The sequence below is a fragment of the Sphingomonas sp. genome (genome assembly GCF_024508665.1).
In the GTDB taxonomy this organism is placed as follows: domain Bacteria; phylum Pseudomonadota; class Alphaproteobacteria; order Sphingomonadales; family Sphingomonadaceae; genus Sphingomonas.
This window is the reverse complement of sequence record NZ_JANINP010000006.1, coordinates 313,838-329,297: the sequence shown is the minus strand read 5'-3', so window position 1 is coordinate 329,297 and position 15,460 is coordinate 313,838. Positions and strand designations below refer to the sequence as shown.

Annotated in this window: 18 protein-coding genes; 8 read left to right on the top strand and 10 right to left on the bottom strand. The window is 65.2% G+C overall.

Annotation, left to right across the window (positions count from 1 at the left end):
* Nucleotides 1-9 precede the first annotated feature (9 nt).
* Nucleotides 10-687 (bottom strand): hypothetical protein, encoded by a 678-nt coding sequence (locus tag Q0L25_RS10455; protein WP_296613990.1) that lies wholly within the window; start codon nucleotides 685-687, stop codon nucleotides 10-12.
* A gap of 61 nt (nucleotides 688-748) precedes the next feature.
* Between Q0L25_RS10455 and Q0L25_RS10450 the strand changes: the two genes are divergently transcribed.
* The 3 genes from Q0L25_RS10450 to Q0L25_RS10440 are packed head-to-tail and all read left to right on the top strand — an operon-like array spanning nucleotide 749 to nucleotide 3,624.
* The gene (locus Q0L25_RS10450) at nucleotides 749-1,747 is read left to right on the top strand and encodes a ligase-associated DNA damage response exonuclease (RefSeq protein WP_296615673.1); all 999 of its coding nucleotides are present in this window, start codon (nucleotides 749-751) and stop codon (nucleotides 1,745-1,747) included.
* Nucleotides 1,748-1,795: 48 nt separating this feature from the next.
* The gene (locus Q0L25_RS10445) at nucleotides 1,796-2,863 is read left to right on the top strand and encodes a zinc-binding dehydrogenase (protein ID WP_296613989.1); all 1,068 of its coding nucleotides are present in this window, start codon (nucleotides 1,796-1,798) and stop codon (nucleotides 2,861-2,863) included.
* A gap of 50 nt (nucleotides 2,864-2,913) precedes the next feature.
* On the top strand, nucleotides 2,914-3,624 hold the full coding sequence (locus Q0L25_RS10440) for a DUF899 family protein (protein ID WP_296613988.1): 711 nt from the start codon (nucleotides 2,914-2,916) through the stop codon (nucleotides 3,622-3,624).
* Here the strand turns inward: Q0L25_RS10440 and Q0L25_RS10435 are convergent.
* The 7 genes from Q0L25_RS10435 to Q0L25_RS10405 form a co-directional block, all read right to left on the bottom strand.
* Nucleotides 3,615-3,917, bottom strand: coding sequence for a putative quinol monooxygenase (locus Q0L25_RS10435; RefSeq protein WP_296613987.1), 303 nt, complete (start codon nucleotides 3,915-3,917; stop codon nucleotides 3,615-3,617). The genes Q0L25_RS10440 and Q0L25_RS10435 overlap by 10 nt on opposite strands.
* 175 nt (nucleotides 3,918-4,092) lie before the next feature.
* Nucleotides 4,093-4,482, bottom strand: coding sequence for a hypothetical protein (locus tag Q0L25_RS10430; RefSeq protein ID WP_296613986.1), 390 nt, complete (start codon nucleotides 4,480-4,482; stop codon nucleotides 4,093-4,095).
* Between the two features lie 105 nt (nucleotides 4,483-4,587).
* On the bottom strand, nucleotides 4,588-6,090 hold the full coding sequence (rpoN, locus tag Q0L25_RS10425) for an RNA polymerase factor sigma-54 (RefSeq protein ID WP_296613985.1): 1,503 nt from the start codon (nucleotides 6,088-6,090) through the stop codon (nucleotides 4,588-4,590).
* 117 nt (nucleotides 6,091-6,207) lie between these two features.
* Nucleotides 6,208-6,984: an LPS export ABC transporter ATP-binding protein gene (lptB, locus tag Q0L25_RS10420; protein ID WP_296613984.1), complete on the bottom strand. Its 777-nt coding sequence runs from the start codon at nucleotides 6,982-6,984 to the stop codon at nucleotides 6,208-6,210.
* 146 nt (nucleotides 6,985-7,130) lie between these two features.
* Nucleotides 7,131-7,754: an LPS export ABC transporter periplasmic protein LptC gene (gene lptC, locus Q0L25_RS10415; RefSeq protein WP_296613983.1), complete on the bottom strand. Its 624-nt coding sequence runs from the start codon at nucleotides 7,752-7,754 to the stop codon at nucleotides 7,131-7,133.
* Between the two features lie 13 nt (nucleotides 7,755-7,767).
* Nucleotides 7,768-8,388, bottom strand: a complete 621-nt coding sequence (locus Q0L25_RS10410) for a ribonuclease D (RefSeq protein WP_296613982.1) — start codon at nucleotides 8,386-8,388, stop codon at nucleotides 7,768-7,770.
* A 57-nt stretch (nucleotides 8,389-8,445) separates the two neighbouring features.
* Complete coding sequence (locus Q0L25_RS10405) at nucleotides 8,446-9,243, bottom strand: TerC family protein (protein ID WP_296613981.1); 798 nt, start codon at nucleotides 9,241-9,243, stop codon at nucleotides 8,446-8,448.
* 208 nt (nucleotides 9,244-9,451) lie between these two features.
* Between Q0L25_RS10405 and Q0L25_RS10400 the strand changes: the two genes are divergently transcribed.
* On the top strand, nucleotides 9,452-10,240 hold the full coding sequence (locus Q0L25_RS10400) for a cold-shock protein (protein WP_296613980.1): 789 nt from the start codon (nucleotides 9,452-9,454) through the stop codon (nucleotides 10,238-10,240).
* 135 nt (nucleotides 10,241-10,375) lie between these two features.
* Here the strand turns inward: Q0L25_RS10400 and Q0L25_RS10395 are convergent, their stop codons facing one another.
* Nucleotides 10,376-11,212, bottom strand: coding sequence for a DMT family transporter (locus tag Q0L25_RS10395; RefSeq protein WP_296613979.1), 837 nt, complete (start codon nucleotides 11,210-11,212; stop codon nucleotides 10,376-10,378).
* A gap of 43 nt (nucleotides 11,213-11,255) precedes the next feature.
* Here Q0L25_RS10395 and Q0L25_RS10390 point away from each other — a divergent pair, with 43 nt between their 5' ends.
* The 4 genes from Q0L25_RS10390 (at nucleotide 11,256) to Q0L25_RS10375 (ending at nucleotide 13,843) form a co-directional block, all read left to right on the top strand.
* A complete protein-coding gene (locus Q0L25_RS10390; RefSeq protein ID WP_296613978.1) occupies nucleotides 11,256-11,825 on the top strand; it encodes a sigma-70 family RNA polymerase sigma factor in 570 nt (189 codons plus the stop codon).
* Nucleotides 11,815-12,501 (top strand): anti-sigma factor, encoded by a 687-nt coding sequence (locus tag Q0L25_RS10385; protein WP_296613977.1) that lies wholly within the window; start codon nucleotides 11,815-11,817, stop codon nucleotides 12,499-12,501. The genes Q0L25_RS10390 and Q0L25_RS10385 overlap by 11 nt, the downstream gene beginning before the upstream one ends.
* A gap of 162 nt (nucleotides 12,502-12,663) precedes the next feature.
* Complete coding sequence (locus Q0L25_RS10380; protein WP_296615671.1) at nucleotides 12,664-13,194, top strand: fasciclin domain-containing protein; 531 nt, start codon at nucleotides 12,664-12,666, stop codon at nucleotides 13,192-13,194.
* 238 nt (nucleotides 13,195-13,432) lie between these two features.
* The gene (locus tag Q0L25_RS10375; RefSeq protein WP_296613976.1) at nucleotides 13,433-13,843 is read left to right on the top strand and encodes a DoxX family protein; all 411 of its coding nucleotides are present in this window, start codon (nucleotides 13,433-13,435) and stop codon (nucleotides 13,841-13,843) included.
* On the opposite strand, the gene Q0L25_RS10370 is transcribed toward Q0L25_RS10375, so the two are convergent.
* On the bottom strand, nucleotides 13,844-15,427 hold the full coding sequence (locus Q0L25_RS10370; protein ID WP_296615669.1) for a cisplatin damage response ATP-dependent DNA ligase: 1,584 nt from the start codon (nucleotides 15,425-15,427) through the stop codon (nucleotides 13,844-13,846).
* Nucleotides 15,428-15,460: the final 33 nt, after the last annotated feature.

Below are 15,460 nucleotides of genomic sequence, written 5' to 3'. Positions count from 1 at the left end.
CCGATCACGCTATGGCGCCGGCGGCGCGCCCGCTGCCCGCGTGATCAGTTTTGGCGCCGCCCTGCCGTCGACCGCTAGCCTGGCGCGCTCACCCTCGGCGCGATCCTGGAGCGACAACCAGACGGTGTCGGCTTGCGTCCCCATCCGCAGCCCCTCGGCATATTTGCCCAACGGGTTCTGGTAATTGACGACCAGCCCGGCGAAGCCGGTCTTGTCGTTGGCAGTGAGCAAGACCGCGTCTCCGCCCGGCCGATCGAGCGACAGGATGGCACGGCCATTGTCGAGGAAGCTGAACCCACCGCGTTCATTGCCCTTGGCATCGTGGATCAGCAGGCCATAAGCGTCGGCGATCCGCGGGTAGGTCTTGCCGTCGACCAGCACCGGCGGCTCCTCGCCAAGCACCAGGCGATCCGCGCCGTCGGGGCCGAGCACCACGATCGATGCGGTCCCGGCGTCTTTGCGCTGGCGGCCGTCGGCAGGCGGCGGCGCGCCGATCAGGATGCGCGGCTTGCCAGAGGCATCGACGATGCGGATTGCTTGCGCCTCGATCGTCCCGGGCGCGGCAGGCGCAAGCGCCATCGACAACGCCGCCGCGCCGCCCAGCCCCACCGCGCCCAGCATCAGGCGCTGCCGTCTGACCGTCCGTTCAAGGCGATCAAGCCGCTGATTGATCGTCGATTCCCGCATCCGTTCCTCCTTATTTGCGGGCAAGATGGAACAGGAACGCTCGTCGCGCCATATTGGCGTGATGACCAAGCTCGGCGACTGGATCACGCCCCATCCGCAGGGGATCTATGTGGCGCCGGCCGATGTCTGGATCGATCCGTCGGTGCCCAGCCCGCGCGCGCTGGTGACGCACGGTCATGCCGATCATGCCCGCGGCGGCCATGAGGCGGTATGGGCCACACCCGAGACGCTGGCGATCATGGAGACGCGCTACGGACCGCAGGCCGGGCACGCGGTGGGCTATGGCGAACCCCGCGACATGGGCGGGGTCGAGGTCGAATTCGTGCCCGCCGGCCATGTACTGGGATCGGCGCAGATCGTGCTCAGGCATCGCGGCGAAACGATCGTCGTATCGGGCGATTACAAACGCCGTGCCGACCCCACCTGCGCGCGGTTCGTGCCCGTCAAATGCGATGTATTCGTGACCGAGGCGACGTTCGGACTACCGGTCTTCCGCCATCCCGAGACGCATGACGAGATCGACAAATTGCTGGCGGCGTCGCGCGCCAATCCCGATCGTTGCGTGCTGGTAGGAGCCTATGCCCTGGGCAAGGCGCAGCGCGTGATCCGCGAATTGCGCGACATGGGGTTCGACGATCCGATCTACATTCACGGCGCCTTGCAGCGGTTGTGCGATCTTTATGGCGAACTGGGCGTCGATCTCGGCGAGCTGCGACCCGCGACCGGGGTGGCCAAGGCGGAGTTGCAGGGGCGGATCGTTTTATGTCCGCCGGGCGCGCTCAACGACCGCTGGTCGCGGCGCCTACCCGATCCGATCACCGCGATGGCGTCAGGCTGGATGCGCGTTCGCCAGCGCGCGCGGCAGAAGCTGGTCGAGCTGCCGCTAATCCTGTCCGACCACGCCGACTGGGATGAGTTGACGGAAACGCTGATCGAGATCGCGCCCAAAGAGGTATGGGTGACCCATGGTCGCGAAGATGCGTTGATCCATTGGTGCGAGACCCGGCAGATCAAGGCGCGAGCGCTGGCGCTGGTCGGGTATGAAGACGAAGACGATTGACCGCGCCATCCGTATTTTCGAAAAGAGGGTACGGAAGAGGAGAGCGCAATGCGGGCAGTGGTCAAGCGCAGGCAGCGGCTGGAGCTGGATGAGATTGTCGAGCCGACCCCCGACAAGGGGCAAGTGCTGGTGCGCACGCTGCGTTGCGGGATCTGCGGATCCGATCTCCATGCGCTCCACCATATGGACAAGATGGTCGCCGAGCGTTCGGGCGGGAGGCCGCGGCCGCTGCCCGACATGGTGATGGGGCACGAATTCTGCGCCGAAATCCTCGATTACGGCCCGGATACGCCGCACCGACTAAAGCCCGGGACGCGTGTAGTTTCGGTCCCCGTCACCAATTCCGCCAAAGGCTATCACCCCGTCGGCTATTCGCCCTCGGCGCCGGGCGGGTTCGCCGAGCGGATGCTGCTCGATGAGCGGCTACTGCTCGAAGTGCCCAACGGCCTGCCGGACGATCTCGCCGCGTTGACCGAGCCGTTCGCGGTCGGCGCGCATGCCGTCGCCAGGGCCGCGCTGGAACCTGGCTCGGCGTCGCTGGTGATCGGCTGCGGCCCGGTCGGGCTGGCGATCATCGCCGCGCTCAAGATCGCCGGCAAGGGACCGGTGATCGCCGCTGATTTCTCGCCCCGCCGTCGCGCCGAGGCCGAGCGGATGGGCGCCGACGTCGTGGTCGATCCGGCGGTCGAGGGCCCGCACCGGAAATGGGCCGATTATGGCGTTCCCGCGACCGAGGCGGAGGCGCATATCGCCCGGATGGCGGGCAAAGCGCACGCGCGGCCGATCATCTTCGAATGCGTCGGCGTGCCGGGCATGGTGCAGCGGATCATCGAGGATTGCCCGCCCGGCGCGCAGATCGTCGTAGCCGGTGTGTGCATGGAACCCGACAGCTTTCGCCCGTCGATGGCGATCACCAAACAGCTCAACCTCGAATTCGTCTATGGTTACACGCCCGAGGAGTTCGCCGCCACGTTGGGCGAGATCGCCGAGGGAACGATCAATGTCGGGCGGATCATCACCGGGACGGTCGATCTGGGCGGCGTGGCGCAAGCCTTCACCGACCTCGGCGATCCCGAGAACCACGTGAAGATCATGGTCGATCCGACCGTCGGCTGATACACAAGCGACTCCGATTTCAGGATTTAACCTGCGAAAAGGAGAGGAATATGGCCGACGCCGACGTGGCATTGCTGGCCTCCGCTACCGAGCTAGCCGAGAAAGCGCATCGTCCCTATCCGGGCGAAAGCGCCGATTACGCAGCGGCGCGCAAGAAGCTGCTTGGCGAAGAGGTCGAGTTGCGCCGCCATCTCGAGCGGGTCGCCGCCCAGCGCCGCGCGTTACCGCCCGGACCGGTGGTCGCGAAGGACTATCGTTTCCGGGGCAAGGACGGCGAGGTTGGACTGGCCGACCTGTTCGAGGGGCATGACGCACTTGTCACCTATTGCTGGATGTTCGGCCCCGAGCGCGCGCGGCCATGCCCGATGTGCACGCAGTTTCTCGGGGCACTCGCGGCCAACGCGCTCGACTTGCGCCAGAAGGTCGCGCTCGCGGTGATCGCGCGGTCACCAGTGGAACGGCTCTACGATTTCGCCGAGGAACGCGGCTGGCGCGGGCTGCCGCTCTACAGCGATCCCAGTGAGGCATTCGGCCGCGACCACAATGCCTGGCACGACGATGGCGACTGGCCATCCTACGATGTGTTCACCAAGGATGCGGACGGCACGATCCGCCATTTCTGGGGATCGGAACTGGGCGGCACGCAGGATCCCGGTCAGGATCCCCGCGGCGCGCCTGAAATGTCGCCTTTATGGAACGTGCTAGATACTATTCCTGCCGGGCGCGGCACCGACTGGTATCCAAGTATCGACTATTCCTGAGGCGGGGCCTTTTGCGCGCTGTAGGTGGTGATCTTTTCGCTCGACGCAGCGTGCTCGCGCACCGCTCCCATGAACTTGGCGGTCCCAGGGGTGACGAAATGTTCCTGCAGCGTGGGCAGGTCGCGCCATTCTTCGAAGAACACCAGTCGGAGTGGGTTTTCTACATCGATATGAACCGCATGGCTGATGCAGCCATCCTCGGTCCGCGAACGGTGGACATGTGCGAGACAGGCGTCACGCAACGCCTCGAACTGCCCGTCTTTCGCGGTGACGCTGCCGGTGACGATGATCATGACGCCCTCTCCCTTGGTCGGGAAGCTAACGCATTTTTAAACCGAGGGGAACTATCGAAAGTATTATAAAACAAGGAAAAATATCGAACCCGTGTCCGCTTGCGGCAAGGGTAGATTGTGCACGGGGCGGAGAAAGCGCCTTACGCCGCGGTGACCCGGAAAAAAGGAAAACGCGTCAAGCCGCCACCATCTCCGGATCGTGCGCGAACAGCCATTGCTCGGCCTCAACCCGATTTTCGAAGCATTTCGCGCTGCGCCCATTGAGCGCGCGCATCAATTGGCTGCGCGCAAGGGTGCGGTCGACGACGAAGGCGAGCTTGCGCGACCTGTAGGCGGGATCGGCGAGAAGGTTCTGGAAGGCGGCGACGACGTCCTGCGCCTGTACCTTCATCGCGCTCACGTCGTTGAGTGTGACATGCTGATTGGGCCCGCAGGTCAGTCGGGCATGTTCCACCGCGCGCGCATCGCGGAACGCCTGTATGTCGTCGGGGCTGAAGAAGCCCGACATGGTGATGCGAATCAGATCGCGCGAGGGCTCGGCCCGGACGGTGAAATGTGCAGCCATGCTCTTGGGTTAGAGCGAATGTTTTGCCGAACGGTAAAAAACCAGGCTGGGTCTCAGCGGAGCTGACATCATCTGCGACGTCGAGGCAGCGCCGCTGAAAAGGCTCTAGCCGACTCCCTCCAGCGCCTTTTGACGACGGCGCTGCACCGAACTGCCGATCCCCATCGATTCGCGATATTTGGCGACCGTCCGTCGCGCGATGTCGAAACCCTTGGCGTTGAGCATGTCGACCAACGTGTCGTCGGACAGGATCGCCTTGGGGCTCTCCGCCGAAATGAGCGTGCGGATCGCCGATTTGACTGCTTGCGCCGACACCGCGTCACCGCCATCGGCTGCCTGGATCGCCGAGGTGAAGAAATATTTGAGCTCGAACAGCCCGCGCGCACAGCTGAGATATTTGTTCGAGGTCACACGGCTGACAGTCGATTCGTGCATCTCGATCGCATCGGCGACCTGTTTCAGGGTCATCGGCTTCAGGTGCGCGACGCCGTGCAGGAAGAACGCCTCCTGCTGCTTCACGATCTCGCTCGCGACCTTGATGATCGTGCGCTGGCGCTGGTCGAGCGCCTTGACCAGCCAATTGGCGCTGGCGAGCATCTCGCTGAGCCACGCCTTGGAGGTCTTGTCCTGCGGGCCCGAGGACAATTCGACATAATAAGAGCGGTTGACGAGCACCTTGGGCAAGGTCGCCGCATTGATCTCGATCGCCCATCCCTGCTTGGCGCGCGCGACGTACAGATCGGGGACGACCGCCTGCATCGGCTCTCCGCCGAACCGGCATCCGGGTTTTGGATCGTAATTGCGCAGCTCGCGGATCATGTCAGCGAGATCTTCGTCGTCGACGTCGCAGATCCGCTTGAGCCGCGACATCTCGCCGCGCGCGACGAGGTCGAGATTGTCGATCAGCCGCGCCATGCACGGATCGTAGCGATCGGCTTCCTTGGCCTGGAGCGCGAGGCATTCGGCGAGGTCGCGCGCGCCGACCCCCGTCGGATCGAACGTCTGGATCGTCTTGAGCACGGTTTCGACATGGACCAGCGGCACGCCGAGCCGGTTGGCGATGTCGAGCAACGGCGTGGTCAGATATCCGGCCTCGTCGATCAGGTCGATCAGATGCTGCGCGACGAACATATCGGCGCCCGACAGCACCTCGCCCGCCTGTTGCAGCAAATGATCGGCGAGGCTGAGGCTGGTATCGGCAAAGGCGTCGAGATCGGGCCCATCCTCGCTCGCGCCGCCGGATGCGCCGCCGTTGAGGCCGAGCGATCCGTCCATCCCGGCCTGGTCCGACGGCGAGTCGTGGTGGAAGCTTTCCGCCGCGAAATCGACGTCGAGCGAGGCTTCGCCGCCGCTCTCGCCCTTCAACAGGGCATCGGCGCTCGCCGGCTCGTCGCCTGTCGCGACCGGCGCCTCGCGTTCGATGACCGGGCCGTCATCGTCGCTGCCCGCGCTCGAACTGTCGAGCAACGGGTTGCGCTCGATTTCCTCGGCGATGAAGGTCTCGACTTCGAGATTGGACAGCGCGAGCAGGCGGATCGCCTGCTGCAACTGCGGCGTCATCACCAGCGATTGCGACTGCCGAAGATCAAGGCGAGGCGCGAGACTCATGGCTGCTTTTCCGTCGCCCCGGCGCAGACCGGGGCCGCTCTGAAATCGAGGTCCTTTTTCCGCCAGCGGCCCCGGCCTGCGCCGGGGCGACGAGTGGGAGATGGGCTCGTCATCGTCCTACAGCGTGAAGCTCTCACCAAGATAGAGCCGGCGGACATTCTCGTCCGCGACGAGTTCTTCTGGCGAGCCCGCGAACAGCACCCGGCCGTCATAGATGATATAGCCGCGATCGACGATATCGAGCGTCTCGCGAACGTTATGGTCGGTGATCAGCACGCCGATGCCGCGCTTCTTCAGTTCGACGATCAGATCGCGAATGTCGGAGATCGACAACGGGTCGATCCCGGCGAACGGTTCGTCCAACAGCATGATCGAGGGATTGGCCGCGAGCGCCCGCGCGATCTCGGCGCGACGGCGCTCGCCGCCCGACAAGGCCATGGCCGGCGCGTCGCGCAGCCGGGTCAGGCCGAATTCGTCGAGCAACTGGTCGAGCCGGCGTTCGCGCGCCGCTTTGTCCGGCTCGGCGAGTTCGAGCACGGCGAGGATGTTCTTTTCGACCGACAGTCCGCGAAAGATCGAGGTTTCCTGCGGCAGATAGCCCAGCCCGAGAATCGCGCGGCGGTACATCGGCAACCCGGTGATGTCGTCGCCGTCGAGCATGATGCGACCCGAATCGGGCTTCACCAATCCCATCACCGAATAGAAGCACGTGGTCTTGCCGGCTCCGTTGGGGCCCAACAGGCCGATCACTTCGCCCGGCCCGACCGACAGCGATACGTCGGTCAGCACGACGCGTTTGTCGTAGGATTTGGCGATCGACACGACCGACAGGCCGCGCATTACCGGGGTCTCGGCGATCGGCGCAATTTCGTCCAGGGTCACGGCGTCGTTCATATCGGCTCCCTGAGTGCCCGCCTCTTGGTTACTGAATGGTTATCGCGCGAGCAATTGGCAAGCTTCATGCATGGCGTACCGCGCGCCATGCACCGGCACTTTGCCGCGAACAAGCGCGCGCGCGGCGGATATGCCAAAAAATCCGGTTATCGGTTGCCTTTGGCCCTGCCGCTGAAGTGCATGGTCGCGCGCCCGTTGAGCTTCACCACGCGATTCTCGAGGTCGGCGTCCATCGTATCGGCGTTGAAATTGCCTTGCGGCAAGGTGCCGGAAACGCCGCCCGTGCCCTGCATCGTGCGCTTGCGCAAATCGACCGTCGCCGCTTGGCTCTGAAGACTATAGCCCTTGGGACCGGTGAAGGTGATCGGCCCCGACACGTCGACCTGCTGGTTCTTCAGATTGTAATTGCCTTTTGGCGCCACGAGCTTGCCGGGGCCGTCCGAGAGCGAGATGTCGCCCATCATGCGGTCGATCTCGACGATCGGCTGGCTGGCGTCGTGCTGCACCGCCGACTGGGCCGTCAAGGTGAAGGGCTGGCCCTTGTCGTCCTGACCGCGATAGGTCGCCGACTGAACGCGCAGGCGTTCCTTGGTGATTTCCACCTTGTTGCGATCGAGTACGAAACTGACGTCGCCGCCGGCGGTCAGCGGCAAGAACACCATCAGCGCGGCGACCACGCCGACCGCCGACGGCAGGACGACCCGCAGGATCGCGATCAACGTGTCGTGCCCGCTCCCCGGCGCCGCCCAGCGCTGGCGCTCGGACCGCATCCGGAGCGCGACCTCAGACATGGGCGAAGATGTCGATCTCGGGCCAGCCAGCGAGATCGAGCTCGGCGCGCCACGGCAGGAAGTCGAAACAGGCCTGCGCCAGCTCGGCGCGATTTTCGCGCACCAGGCGGCGGTCGAGTTCGTCGCGCAGGCGATGCAGATAGCGCACGTCGGACGCGGCATAGTCCTTTTGCGCGTCGCTCAGTTCGGGTCCGCCCCAATCGGACGATTGCTGCTGTTTCGAAATGTCCTGACCGAGCAGTTCGCGGACCAATTCCTTCAGCCCATGGCGGTCGGTATAGGTGCGGACCAGCCGCGAGGCGGTCTTGGTACAATAGACCGGGCCAGCGGTGACACCGAGATAATGTTTGATCGCGGCGAGATCGAAGCGCGCGAAATGATACAGTTTCTTCCGCGCCGGATCGGCGAGCAGTGCTTTCAGATTGGGCGCGGCATAGTCGCTGCCAGGGCCGAAGCGGACGAGATGCTCGTCGGGTCCGCCATCGGACAATTGCACCAGGCAGAGCCGGTCGCGCGGCGTGATCAGCCCCATCGTCTCGGTATCGACGGCGATCGCGGCGCCGGGGGCGAACAGCCCGGCGGGGAGGTCTTCCTCGTGAAGGTATACGGTCATCCGACTGCGCCTAGCCCTTCCGGGCCCAACGCTCAATGGTCGGAGGAGATGCGGCGTTCAGTGCGCCGCGCCGTTTCCGCCCCGCCGTTCGCGTGCCTTGCGGCTCCAGATATTGAGGATCTCCACCCCGGCGGAGAAGGCCATGGCAGTATAGACATAGCCCTTGGGGACATGGACGCCGAAACCGTCGGCGATCAGGACGAGGCCGATCATCAGGAGGAAGCCGAGGGCGAGCATCACAACGGTGGGGTTCTTCGCGATGAAGTTCGACAATGGGTCGGCGGCGATCAGCATCACCCCGACCGCGACGACCACGGCGACGATCATGATCGGCAATTCATCGGTCATGCCGACCGCGGTCAGGATCGAATCGATCGAGAAGACCAGGTCGAGCATCAGAATCTGGGCGATCGCGGCGGCGAAACCGAGCGACTTCTGGCTGTTGGTCTTGTCGAGCGGCGAGTCCGATTCGGCCGGATCGACGCTGTGATGAATTTCGGTCGTGGCCTTGTAGAGCAGGAACAGGCCGCCGGCGATCAGGATGAGATCGCGAATCGAGAAGGCCGTTTCGAAACTGGGATTGCCGTGTGCGTCGGCCGCCCCGGTCAGTCCGAGATCGATCACGGGCGCGGTCATGCCGACGATCCAGCTGATCGTGGTGAGCAGCAACAGGCGCATCACGAGCGCGAGCCCGATACCGATTCGCCGCGTGCGGGCACGGTCCGCCTCAGGCAGCTTGTTCGACAGGATCGCGACGAAGACCAAATTGTCGATTCCGAGCACGACCTCCATGACGATCAGCGTCAACAGGGCGGCCCAGGCCGCCGGACTGGCGAGAAGTTCGATGACTGGCATAGGTCACGGCTGTGCCGTCTTGGCCACGCCTGCGCAAGTATCGCGACGACAAGGGCAGGAATGCGGACGATTTTGTTCGCGGCGTGGCCGATTTTGGGTTAAGACACACAATAAGGCGCTATTGGTTTGCGCCCGAAGGCCTGCGTCCGTCGTCCGACGTGTTGGTTCTTGAATGTGTTACGGGGCGAACCGGAAAGACGAACAGGGCATGAGTTTCGATAAAGGTGGCCGTGGCAATCGTGGTGGTCGCGGCCGTGACAAGCGCGACAATTTCGGCGGTGACGATTTTGGCGGCGGAGATTTCGGCGGCGGTGGCTTTGGTGGCGGCGGCTTCGGCGGCGGTAGCAGCTATGGCGGCGGCGGTGGATATCGCGGCGGCGGTGGCGGCTTCGGCGGCGGCGGCGGTGGTGGCTTCCGCGGCGGCGGCGGCGGTGGCGGCGGGTTCCGTGGCGGCGGCGGTGGCGGTATGCCCCCGCAGGTCGTCGGCGAAGGCACCGGCGTCGTAAAGTTTTTCAACGGACAAAAGGGCTTCGGCTTCGTCGTTCGTGACGATGGCGGCGAGGACGTGTTCGTCCACATCAGCGCGGTCGAGCAGGCCGGCCTGACCGGCTTGGCCGAGGGTCAGCCGCTGGCTTTCACGCTCGTCGATCGCGGCGGCCGCATTTCGGCGACCGACCTCAAGATCGAAGGCGAGCCGATGCCGGTGACCGACCGCGGCCCGCCGCGTGACCGCGATGCCGGCCCGCGTGGTGGCGCTGGCGGCGGTGGCCGCGAGCTGACCGGCGAGAAGGCGACCGGCACGGTCAAGTTCTTCAACGCGATGAAGGGCTTCGGCTTCATTCAGCGCGACGACGGCCAGCCCGACGCGTTCGTCCACATCTCGGCGGTAGAGCGCGCCGGCATGACCAGCCTGAACGAAGGCGATCGGCTCGAGTTCGAGCTCGAAGTCGACAATCGTCGTGGCAAGTACGCCGCGGTGAACCTGACGTCGATCTGACACCCGATCCGGTTCTGCTTTGAAAAGAGCCCGGTCCGCAGAAATGCGGGCCGGGCTTTTTCGTGGGGGGTAAATCCTCCCCGTTTACGGGGAGGGGGACCAAGACGCGCAGCGGCTTGGTGGTGGGGGCGAGCATCAAGCGACCCGCAAAATTAGCGCTGCCCCCGCCAATATCCCCAGCACCGCCACCCCGCGCCCGATCGTCACCCGCTCCTTCAGGAACACGACGGCAATGATCAGTGCCGTCACCATCCCCGTCTCGCGCAAGGCGGCGAGCGGCGCCGTGGGCCCGATCGACAGCGCATAAAGCGCAAGTCCGTAGGTCAGGATCGACAGCGCGCCCGCGATCGCGCCCGGTCGCCACTGCTGGCGCATCGAGGCGAATAGGGTGCCGCGCGTCAGGATCGCGAACAGGCCGACAATAACCAGCCCCATCGTCACGAACATCCAGGCGATATAGCTGAACGGCGTCGGCGCCGCCCGCACGCCGGCCGCGTCGATCACGGTATAGGCGGCGATGGTGAAGCCGGTCAGCACTGCCCAGCCGAATCCCGCGCGACTGAGGTGACGGCCGATCGCCAGGACGAACATCGAGATGCCGATCAGCGCAATCCCGGCGATGCTCACGGTCGAGACGTGATCGCCGAGCAATCCGAGCGTCACGGCGGCCGTAACCAGTGGCGCGGTACCGCGCAGCACGGGGTAAGCCGAAGAGAAATCGCTGACCTGATAGGCCCGGATCAGCGCGTAGAGATAGAGCGCGTGGACGAGCGCGGTCGCCAGGAGCCAGGTCCAGGCGCCGTGCGGCAGCGGCACGAGCAGTAAGGCGGGCAGTAGGATGATCGCCGCCGATCCGTCGGTCATCGCGCGCGACGCCATCTTGTCCTTGCCGCCCTTGACGATCGCATTGACCACCGCGTGGATCGACCCGGAGGCGATCATCAACAGCGGCGCGAGCGTGGCGGTCATCATCGCGCTAATTGCCTGTAGCGTCGCGGACGTCTAGTCATGCACGGTGCGCCAAACGACCGACCCCGCCGCTGCGCGCGCCCGCCTGACCGAGGCATTGGTGCGCACCGGCCAGGACGATCGCGCCGCGCTGCAGGATGTCTATCGCCTGACCTCGGCGAAGCTTTTCGGCATATGCTTGCGTATCTGCGGAGAGCGGAGCGCTGCCGAGGATGTATTGCACGACGTCTATCTCACGATCTGGAAGCGCGCCGGCGCCTACGAACCCGGCCGCGCGAGCCCGATTTCGTGGCTGGCAACGATCGCGCGCAACAAGGCGATCGACTGGGTGCGGGCAAGGGGGGCCCGGCCGGCGCATCCGATCGAGGAAGCCGCGATGGTAGCCGACGCGTCGCCCGATCAGCGCGAGATTGCCGAGCGTGACGAAGAATCGCGGCGCCTGCACGATTGCCTCGGCGCGCTCGACGAGCGCTCGCGCGACGCCATCCGCACGGCTTTTTTCGACGGCGTGACCTATGCCGAGCTGGCCGAACGCAAGAACATGCCGCTGGGCACGATGAAGAGTATCGTGCGACGCGGCCTGCTCCAGCTGAAGGGGTGTGTCGATGACGCCTGACGCTCCCGATCCCGAAATGACCGCCGCCGAACTCGCGCTCGGCCTGCTCGACGGAGAAGAGCGCGCCGCGGCGCTGCGACGGGTGCTGGCCGACCCCGCCTTCGCGCGCGAGGTCGATGAGTGGCGCCAGAGGCTGGCGGGACTGTTCGACGATTATCCCGAAGTCCCGGCGCCCGAATCGGTCGCCGCGCGGCTGGCCCGGCCCGATTCGCCGCCTCCGGTGCCGGTACGGCCCAGCTTCCGCTGGCCGATTGCCGGCGTGGTAACAGCGATCGCCGCAATGCTCGCTCTGTTCCTCGTCCTGCGTCCGATCCCGCAAGCGGTCGCGCCGCCCGCGGCGCATCGCATGATGGCAGCTTCACTGGTGATGAGCGATAAATCGGGCGCGATGCCGGCGATCGTCGACATGACCACCGGCGAAATGCGGGTCGGCGAGGCGGCGGTGGCGCCTGCCGGCAAGAGCGCGCAACTCTGGATGATCGGTGGCGATGGCGTGCCCAAACCGATGGGCGTGCTGGCATCGGCCGGGCCGTCGCGGATGACGCTTGCCGCCGGCCAGCGTGCCGCGTTGAAGGCCGGGATCACGCTGGCCGTATCGATCGAGCCGCTCGGGGGGTCGCCCACCGGCCTGCCGACCGGGCCGGTGGTGGCGAGCGGCAAGCTTTCGATCGCCTAGGTCCGGCCTGCGCCGACGGAGGCGTCTCAGCCCTCCGCCGAAAAACTTTTCCTGATTCTACGTATCCCGCTGCATCCGCCAGTGTCCCGCATCCGTAGCTCCCGACGCACCCAAACAAGGCGTGCAATAGGAGTCAGGGAAATGAAGCCAATTCGTACGTTGATGCTCGCGACCGCATTGGTCGCCGGCGCCGGCGCTGGCGTCGCCGCGATGAAGAACCCGATGGTCGGTGGTGCTGCGATGTATCCGACCAGGAATATCGTCCAGAACGCCGTCAATTCGAAGGACCACACCACCTTGGTCGCGGCGGTCAAGGCCGCCGGGCTGGTCGACACCTTGTCCGGTCCGGGGCCGTTCACCGTTTTCGCGCCGACCAACGCCGCCTTCGCCAAGCTGCCTGCGGGCACCGTCGACACGTTGCTCAAGCCCGAGAACAAGGGTCAGTTGACCTCGGTCCTGACCTATCACGTCGTTCCCGGCCGCATCACCGCCGCCGACATCGCCGCCAAGGCGAAGGCGAACGGCGGCACCGCCAGCTACGCCACGGTGCAGGGCGGCATGCTCAAGTTCAAGAAGATGGGCGCCGGCTGGGCCGTGATGGACGACAAGGGCGACACCGGGATGATCACCATCGCCAACGTGATGCAGTCGAACGGCGTGATCCACGTCATCGACACCGTCATGCTGCCCTAATTCCTTCCGGGGGCAGCGAGAGACCGGCGCCATTCCCCGGCGCCGGTCTCTCACCTCACCGAACGGCAAATTCCGCGCAAATTGGAGCGGACTTCGCCGCCAGCCGGATCGGACGGTGCCATGCTGGAAATGCTGATCGCCGCGATCATCGCGCCCCTGCTGGTGCCCGCATTTCTGACCGTTCGCACGCTGTTCAGATGGGCTTGCGTCCATTACCGCCAATTCTGACATGGCGGGCGTGGGGAAAACGAGATCGAGGCGTGCCGATACTGCCCGGCTTGCCCTCGCCCCGCTCTATCTGCTGGCGGGGCTGATCCATCTGTTGCGGCCGGACCTATTCATGAAGGTCATGCCGCAGGCGATTCCACATCCATTGACCGTCGTCATGTTGACAGGCGGCGCCGAGATTGCCGGGGCGATCGGATTGTTCGTGCGGCGGACCCGCGCGATCGCCGGCGTTGCGCTCGCTCTTTACGCGCTGTGCGTCTATCCGGCGAACATCCTCCACGCGGTGCACGACCTGTCGACCGGCACCGGGTTAGGATGGGCCTATCATTATCCGCGCCTGTTTGCCCAACCCTTCATCTGCTGGTGGGCGCTGTCCGCCGGAGGCGTGATCGGGCGCGATCGGGGGCCATCGCAAGGATGATCAGGTCACTAGTTTTCTGATTCCGGCGATCGTATCCGCTTCGGCCGCGGGCTTGTCGGTGCGGATGCGATGGATCCGCGGGAAGCGCATCGCGACGCCGGATTTGTGGCGTTTCGAGTCGTGGATCGAATCGAACGCCACTTCCAGCACGAGCGTCTTTTCCACTTCGCGCACGGGACCGAACCGATTGACGGTGTGGTTGCGCACGAAGCTGTCGAGCCACTTCAGCTCGTCGTCGGTGATCCCCGAATAGGCCTTGCCGACGGGGAGCAATTCGCCCTCTTCGGTCCAGCAGCCGAACGTATAGTCGCTGTAGAAGGACGAGCGCCGGCCATTGCCGCGCTGCGCGTACATCATCACGCAATCGGCGGTCAGCGGGTCGCGCTTCCATTTGTACCACAGGCCCGTGCGGCGCCCGGCGACGTAATCGGAATCGCGCCGCTTGAGCATCACGCCCTCGATCGCGGCATCGCGAGCGCCGGCGCGTATGTCTTCGAGCGCGGCAAAATCTTTCGCCTCGATCAACACGCTGACGTCGAATCGATCCGGATCGAGCTGCGCGGCAAAATCTTCCAGCCGCGCGCGGCGCCCGGTCCAGGGAAGCGCGCGCAGGTCCTCGCCGCCGTCGAACAGGATGTCGTAGAGGCGAACGAAGGCAGGATAGTCGTCGAGCATCTTCGCCGATACGACCTTGCGCCCGAGCCGCTGTTGCAGGGCGTTGAAACTGGCGGCACCCGCCCCTTCCTCGAGCGCGCTGCCCTGAGCCTCGCCTTTCACCATCAACTCACCATCGAGGACGCCCGGCGTGCGGAAGGCGGCTGCGATGTCCGGGAAGCTTCCGGTAATATCGTCGCCAGCACGGCTGTAGAGGCGCGTCGTGCCGCCGACATGGACGAGCTGGACGCGGATGCCGTCCCATTTCCACTCCGCGGCATAATCGGCGAGGTCGACGATTCCGTCCTCGAGCGGATGGGCGAGCATGAACGGGCGGAAGACGGGCACGTCGGCGGCGGTCGGCTGCGGGCCGCGTCCTTCGACCCAGTCGAACAATTCGGCGTAAGGCGGCCGGATCGCGTGCCAGACTTCTTCCACGGCCTCGACCGCGACGCCGAACGCCTGGGCGAGCGCGGTCTTGGCGAGCCGCGCGGAGACACCGATCCTGAGCGCGCCGGTCGCCATCTTGAGCAACGCGAAGCGCTCCTCGGCATCCATCCGGTCGAGCATCGCGGCAAGTGCAGCCGGAGCGTCCGAGCGCGACAGCGAATTGAGCGTGTCGACGACCTGGCCGACCGACAGGGGCTCCCCGCTGCCGTCATTTGCGCCGGGCCACAGCAAGGCGATCGTTTCTGCCGTATCGCCGACATAGTCGCGGCTCATCCGGAACAGCACCGGGTCGACGCGCTCCTCGATCAGCGCGCGGATCACCGCCGGCTTGACCGCGGGAAGGTCGAGATCGCCGGTTAGCGCCGCCATCGCCCAGCCGCGATCGGGCGTTGCTTTTAGATAGTCGCCGATCAGCTTGAGCTTGGCGTTGCGCGACCGCGTGTAGATCAGCGAATCGAGAAGCTGCGCGAAAGCGTGCATGTCGCGACCAACATGGCGCTGACGTAACGGTTC

What these genes read in the sequence shown, in the direction of transcription:
- Q0L25_RS10450 (WP_296615673.1), top strand. Translation starts at nt 749, where the DNA reads ATGACCAAGCTCGGCGACTGGATCACGCCCCATCCGCAGGGGATCTAT.
- rpoN (WP_296613985.1), bottom strand. Translation starts at nt 6,090, where the DNA reads ATGAGTCTCGCGCCTCGCCTTGATCTTCGGCAGTCGCAATCGCTGGTG.
- Q0L25_RS10410 (WP_296613982.1), bottom strand. Translation starts at nt 8,388, where the DNA reads ATGACCGTATACCTTCACGAGGAAGACCTCCCCGCCGGGCTGTTCGCC.
- Q0L25_RS10405 (WP_296613981.1), bottom strand. Translation starts at nt 9,243, where the DNA reads ATGCCAGTCATCGAACTTCTCGCCAGTCCGGCGGCCTGGGCCGCCCTG.
- Q0L25_RS10385 (WP_296613977.1), top strand. Translation starts at nt 11,815, where the DNA reads ATGACGCCTGACGCTCCCGATCCCGAAATGACCGCCGCCGAACTCGCG.
- Q0L25_RS10370 (WP_296615669.1), bottom strand. Translation starts at nt 15,427, where the DNA reads ATGCACGCTTTCGCGCAGCTTCTCGATTCGCTGATCTACACGCGGTCG.
- Q0L25_RS10435 (WP_296613987.1), bottom strand. Translation starts at nt 3,917, where the DNA reads ATGATCATCGTCACCGGCAGCGTCACCGCGAAAGACGGGCAGTTCGAG.
- Q0L25_RS10455 (WP_296613990.1), bottom strand. Translation starts at nt 687, where the DNA reads ATGCGGGAATCGACGATCAATCAGCGGCTTGATCGCCTTGAACGGACG.
- Q0L25_RS10445 (WP_296613989.1), top strand. Translation starts at nt 1,796, where the DNA reads ATGCGGGCAGTGGTCAAGCGCAGGCAGCGGCTGGAGCTGGATGAGATT.
- Q0L25_RS10440 (WP_296613988.1), top strand. Translation starts at nt 2,914, where the DNA reads ATGGCCGACGCCGACGTGGCATTGCTGGCCTCCGCTACCGAGCTAGCC.
- Q0L25_RS10430 (WP_296613986.1), bottom strand. Translation starts at nt 4,482, where the DNA reads ATGGCTGCACATTTCACCGTCCGGGCCGAGCCCTCGCGCGATCTGATT.
- lptB (WP_296613984.1), bottom strand. Translation starts at nt 6,984, where the DNA reads ATGAACGACGCCGTGACCCTGGACGAAATTGCGCCGATCGCCGAGACC.
- lptC (WP_296613983.1), bottom strand. Translation starts at nt 7,754, where the DNA reads ATGCGGTCCGAGCGCCAGCGCTGGGCGGCGCCGGGGAGCGGGCACGAC.
- Q0L25_RS10395 (WP_296613979.1), bottom strand. Translation starts at nt 11,212, where the DNA reads ATGATGACCGCCACGCTCGCGCCGCTGTTGATGATCGCCTCCGGGTCG.
- Q0L25_RS10400 (WP_296613980.1), top strand. Translation starts at nt 9,452, where the DNA reads ATGAGTTTCGATAAAGGTGGCCGTGGCAATCGTGGTGGTCGCGGCCGT.
- Q0L25_RS10380 (WP_296615671.1), top strand. Translation starts at nt 12,664, where the DNA reads ATGCTCGCGACCGCATTGGTCGCCGGCGCCGGCGCTGGCGTCGCCGCG.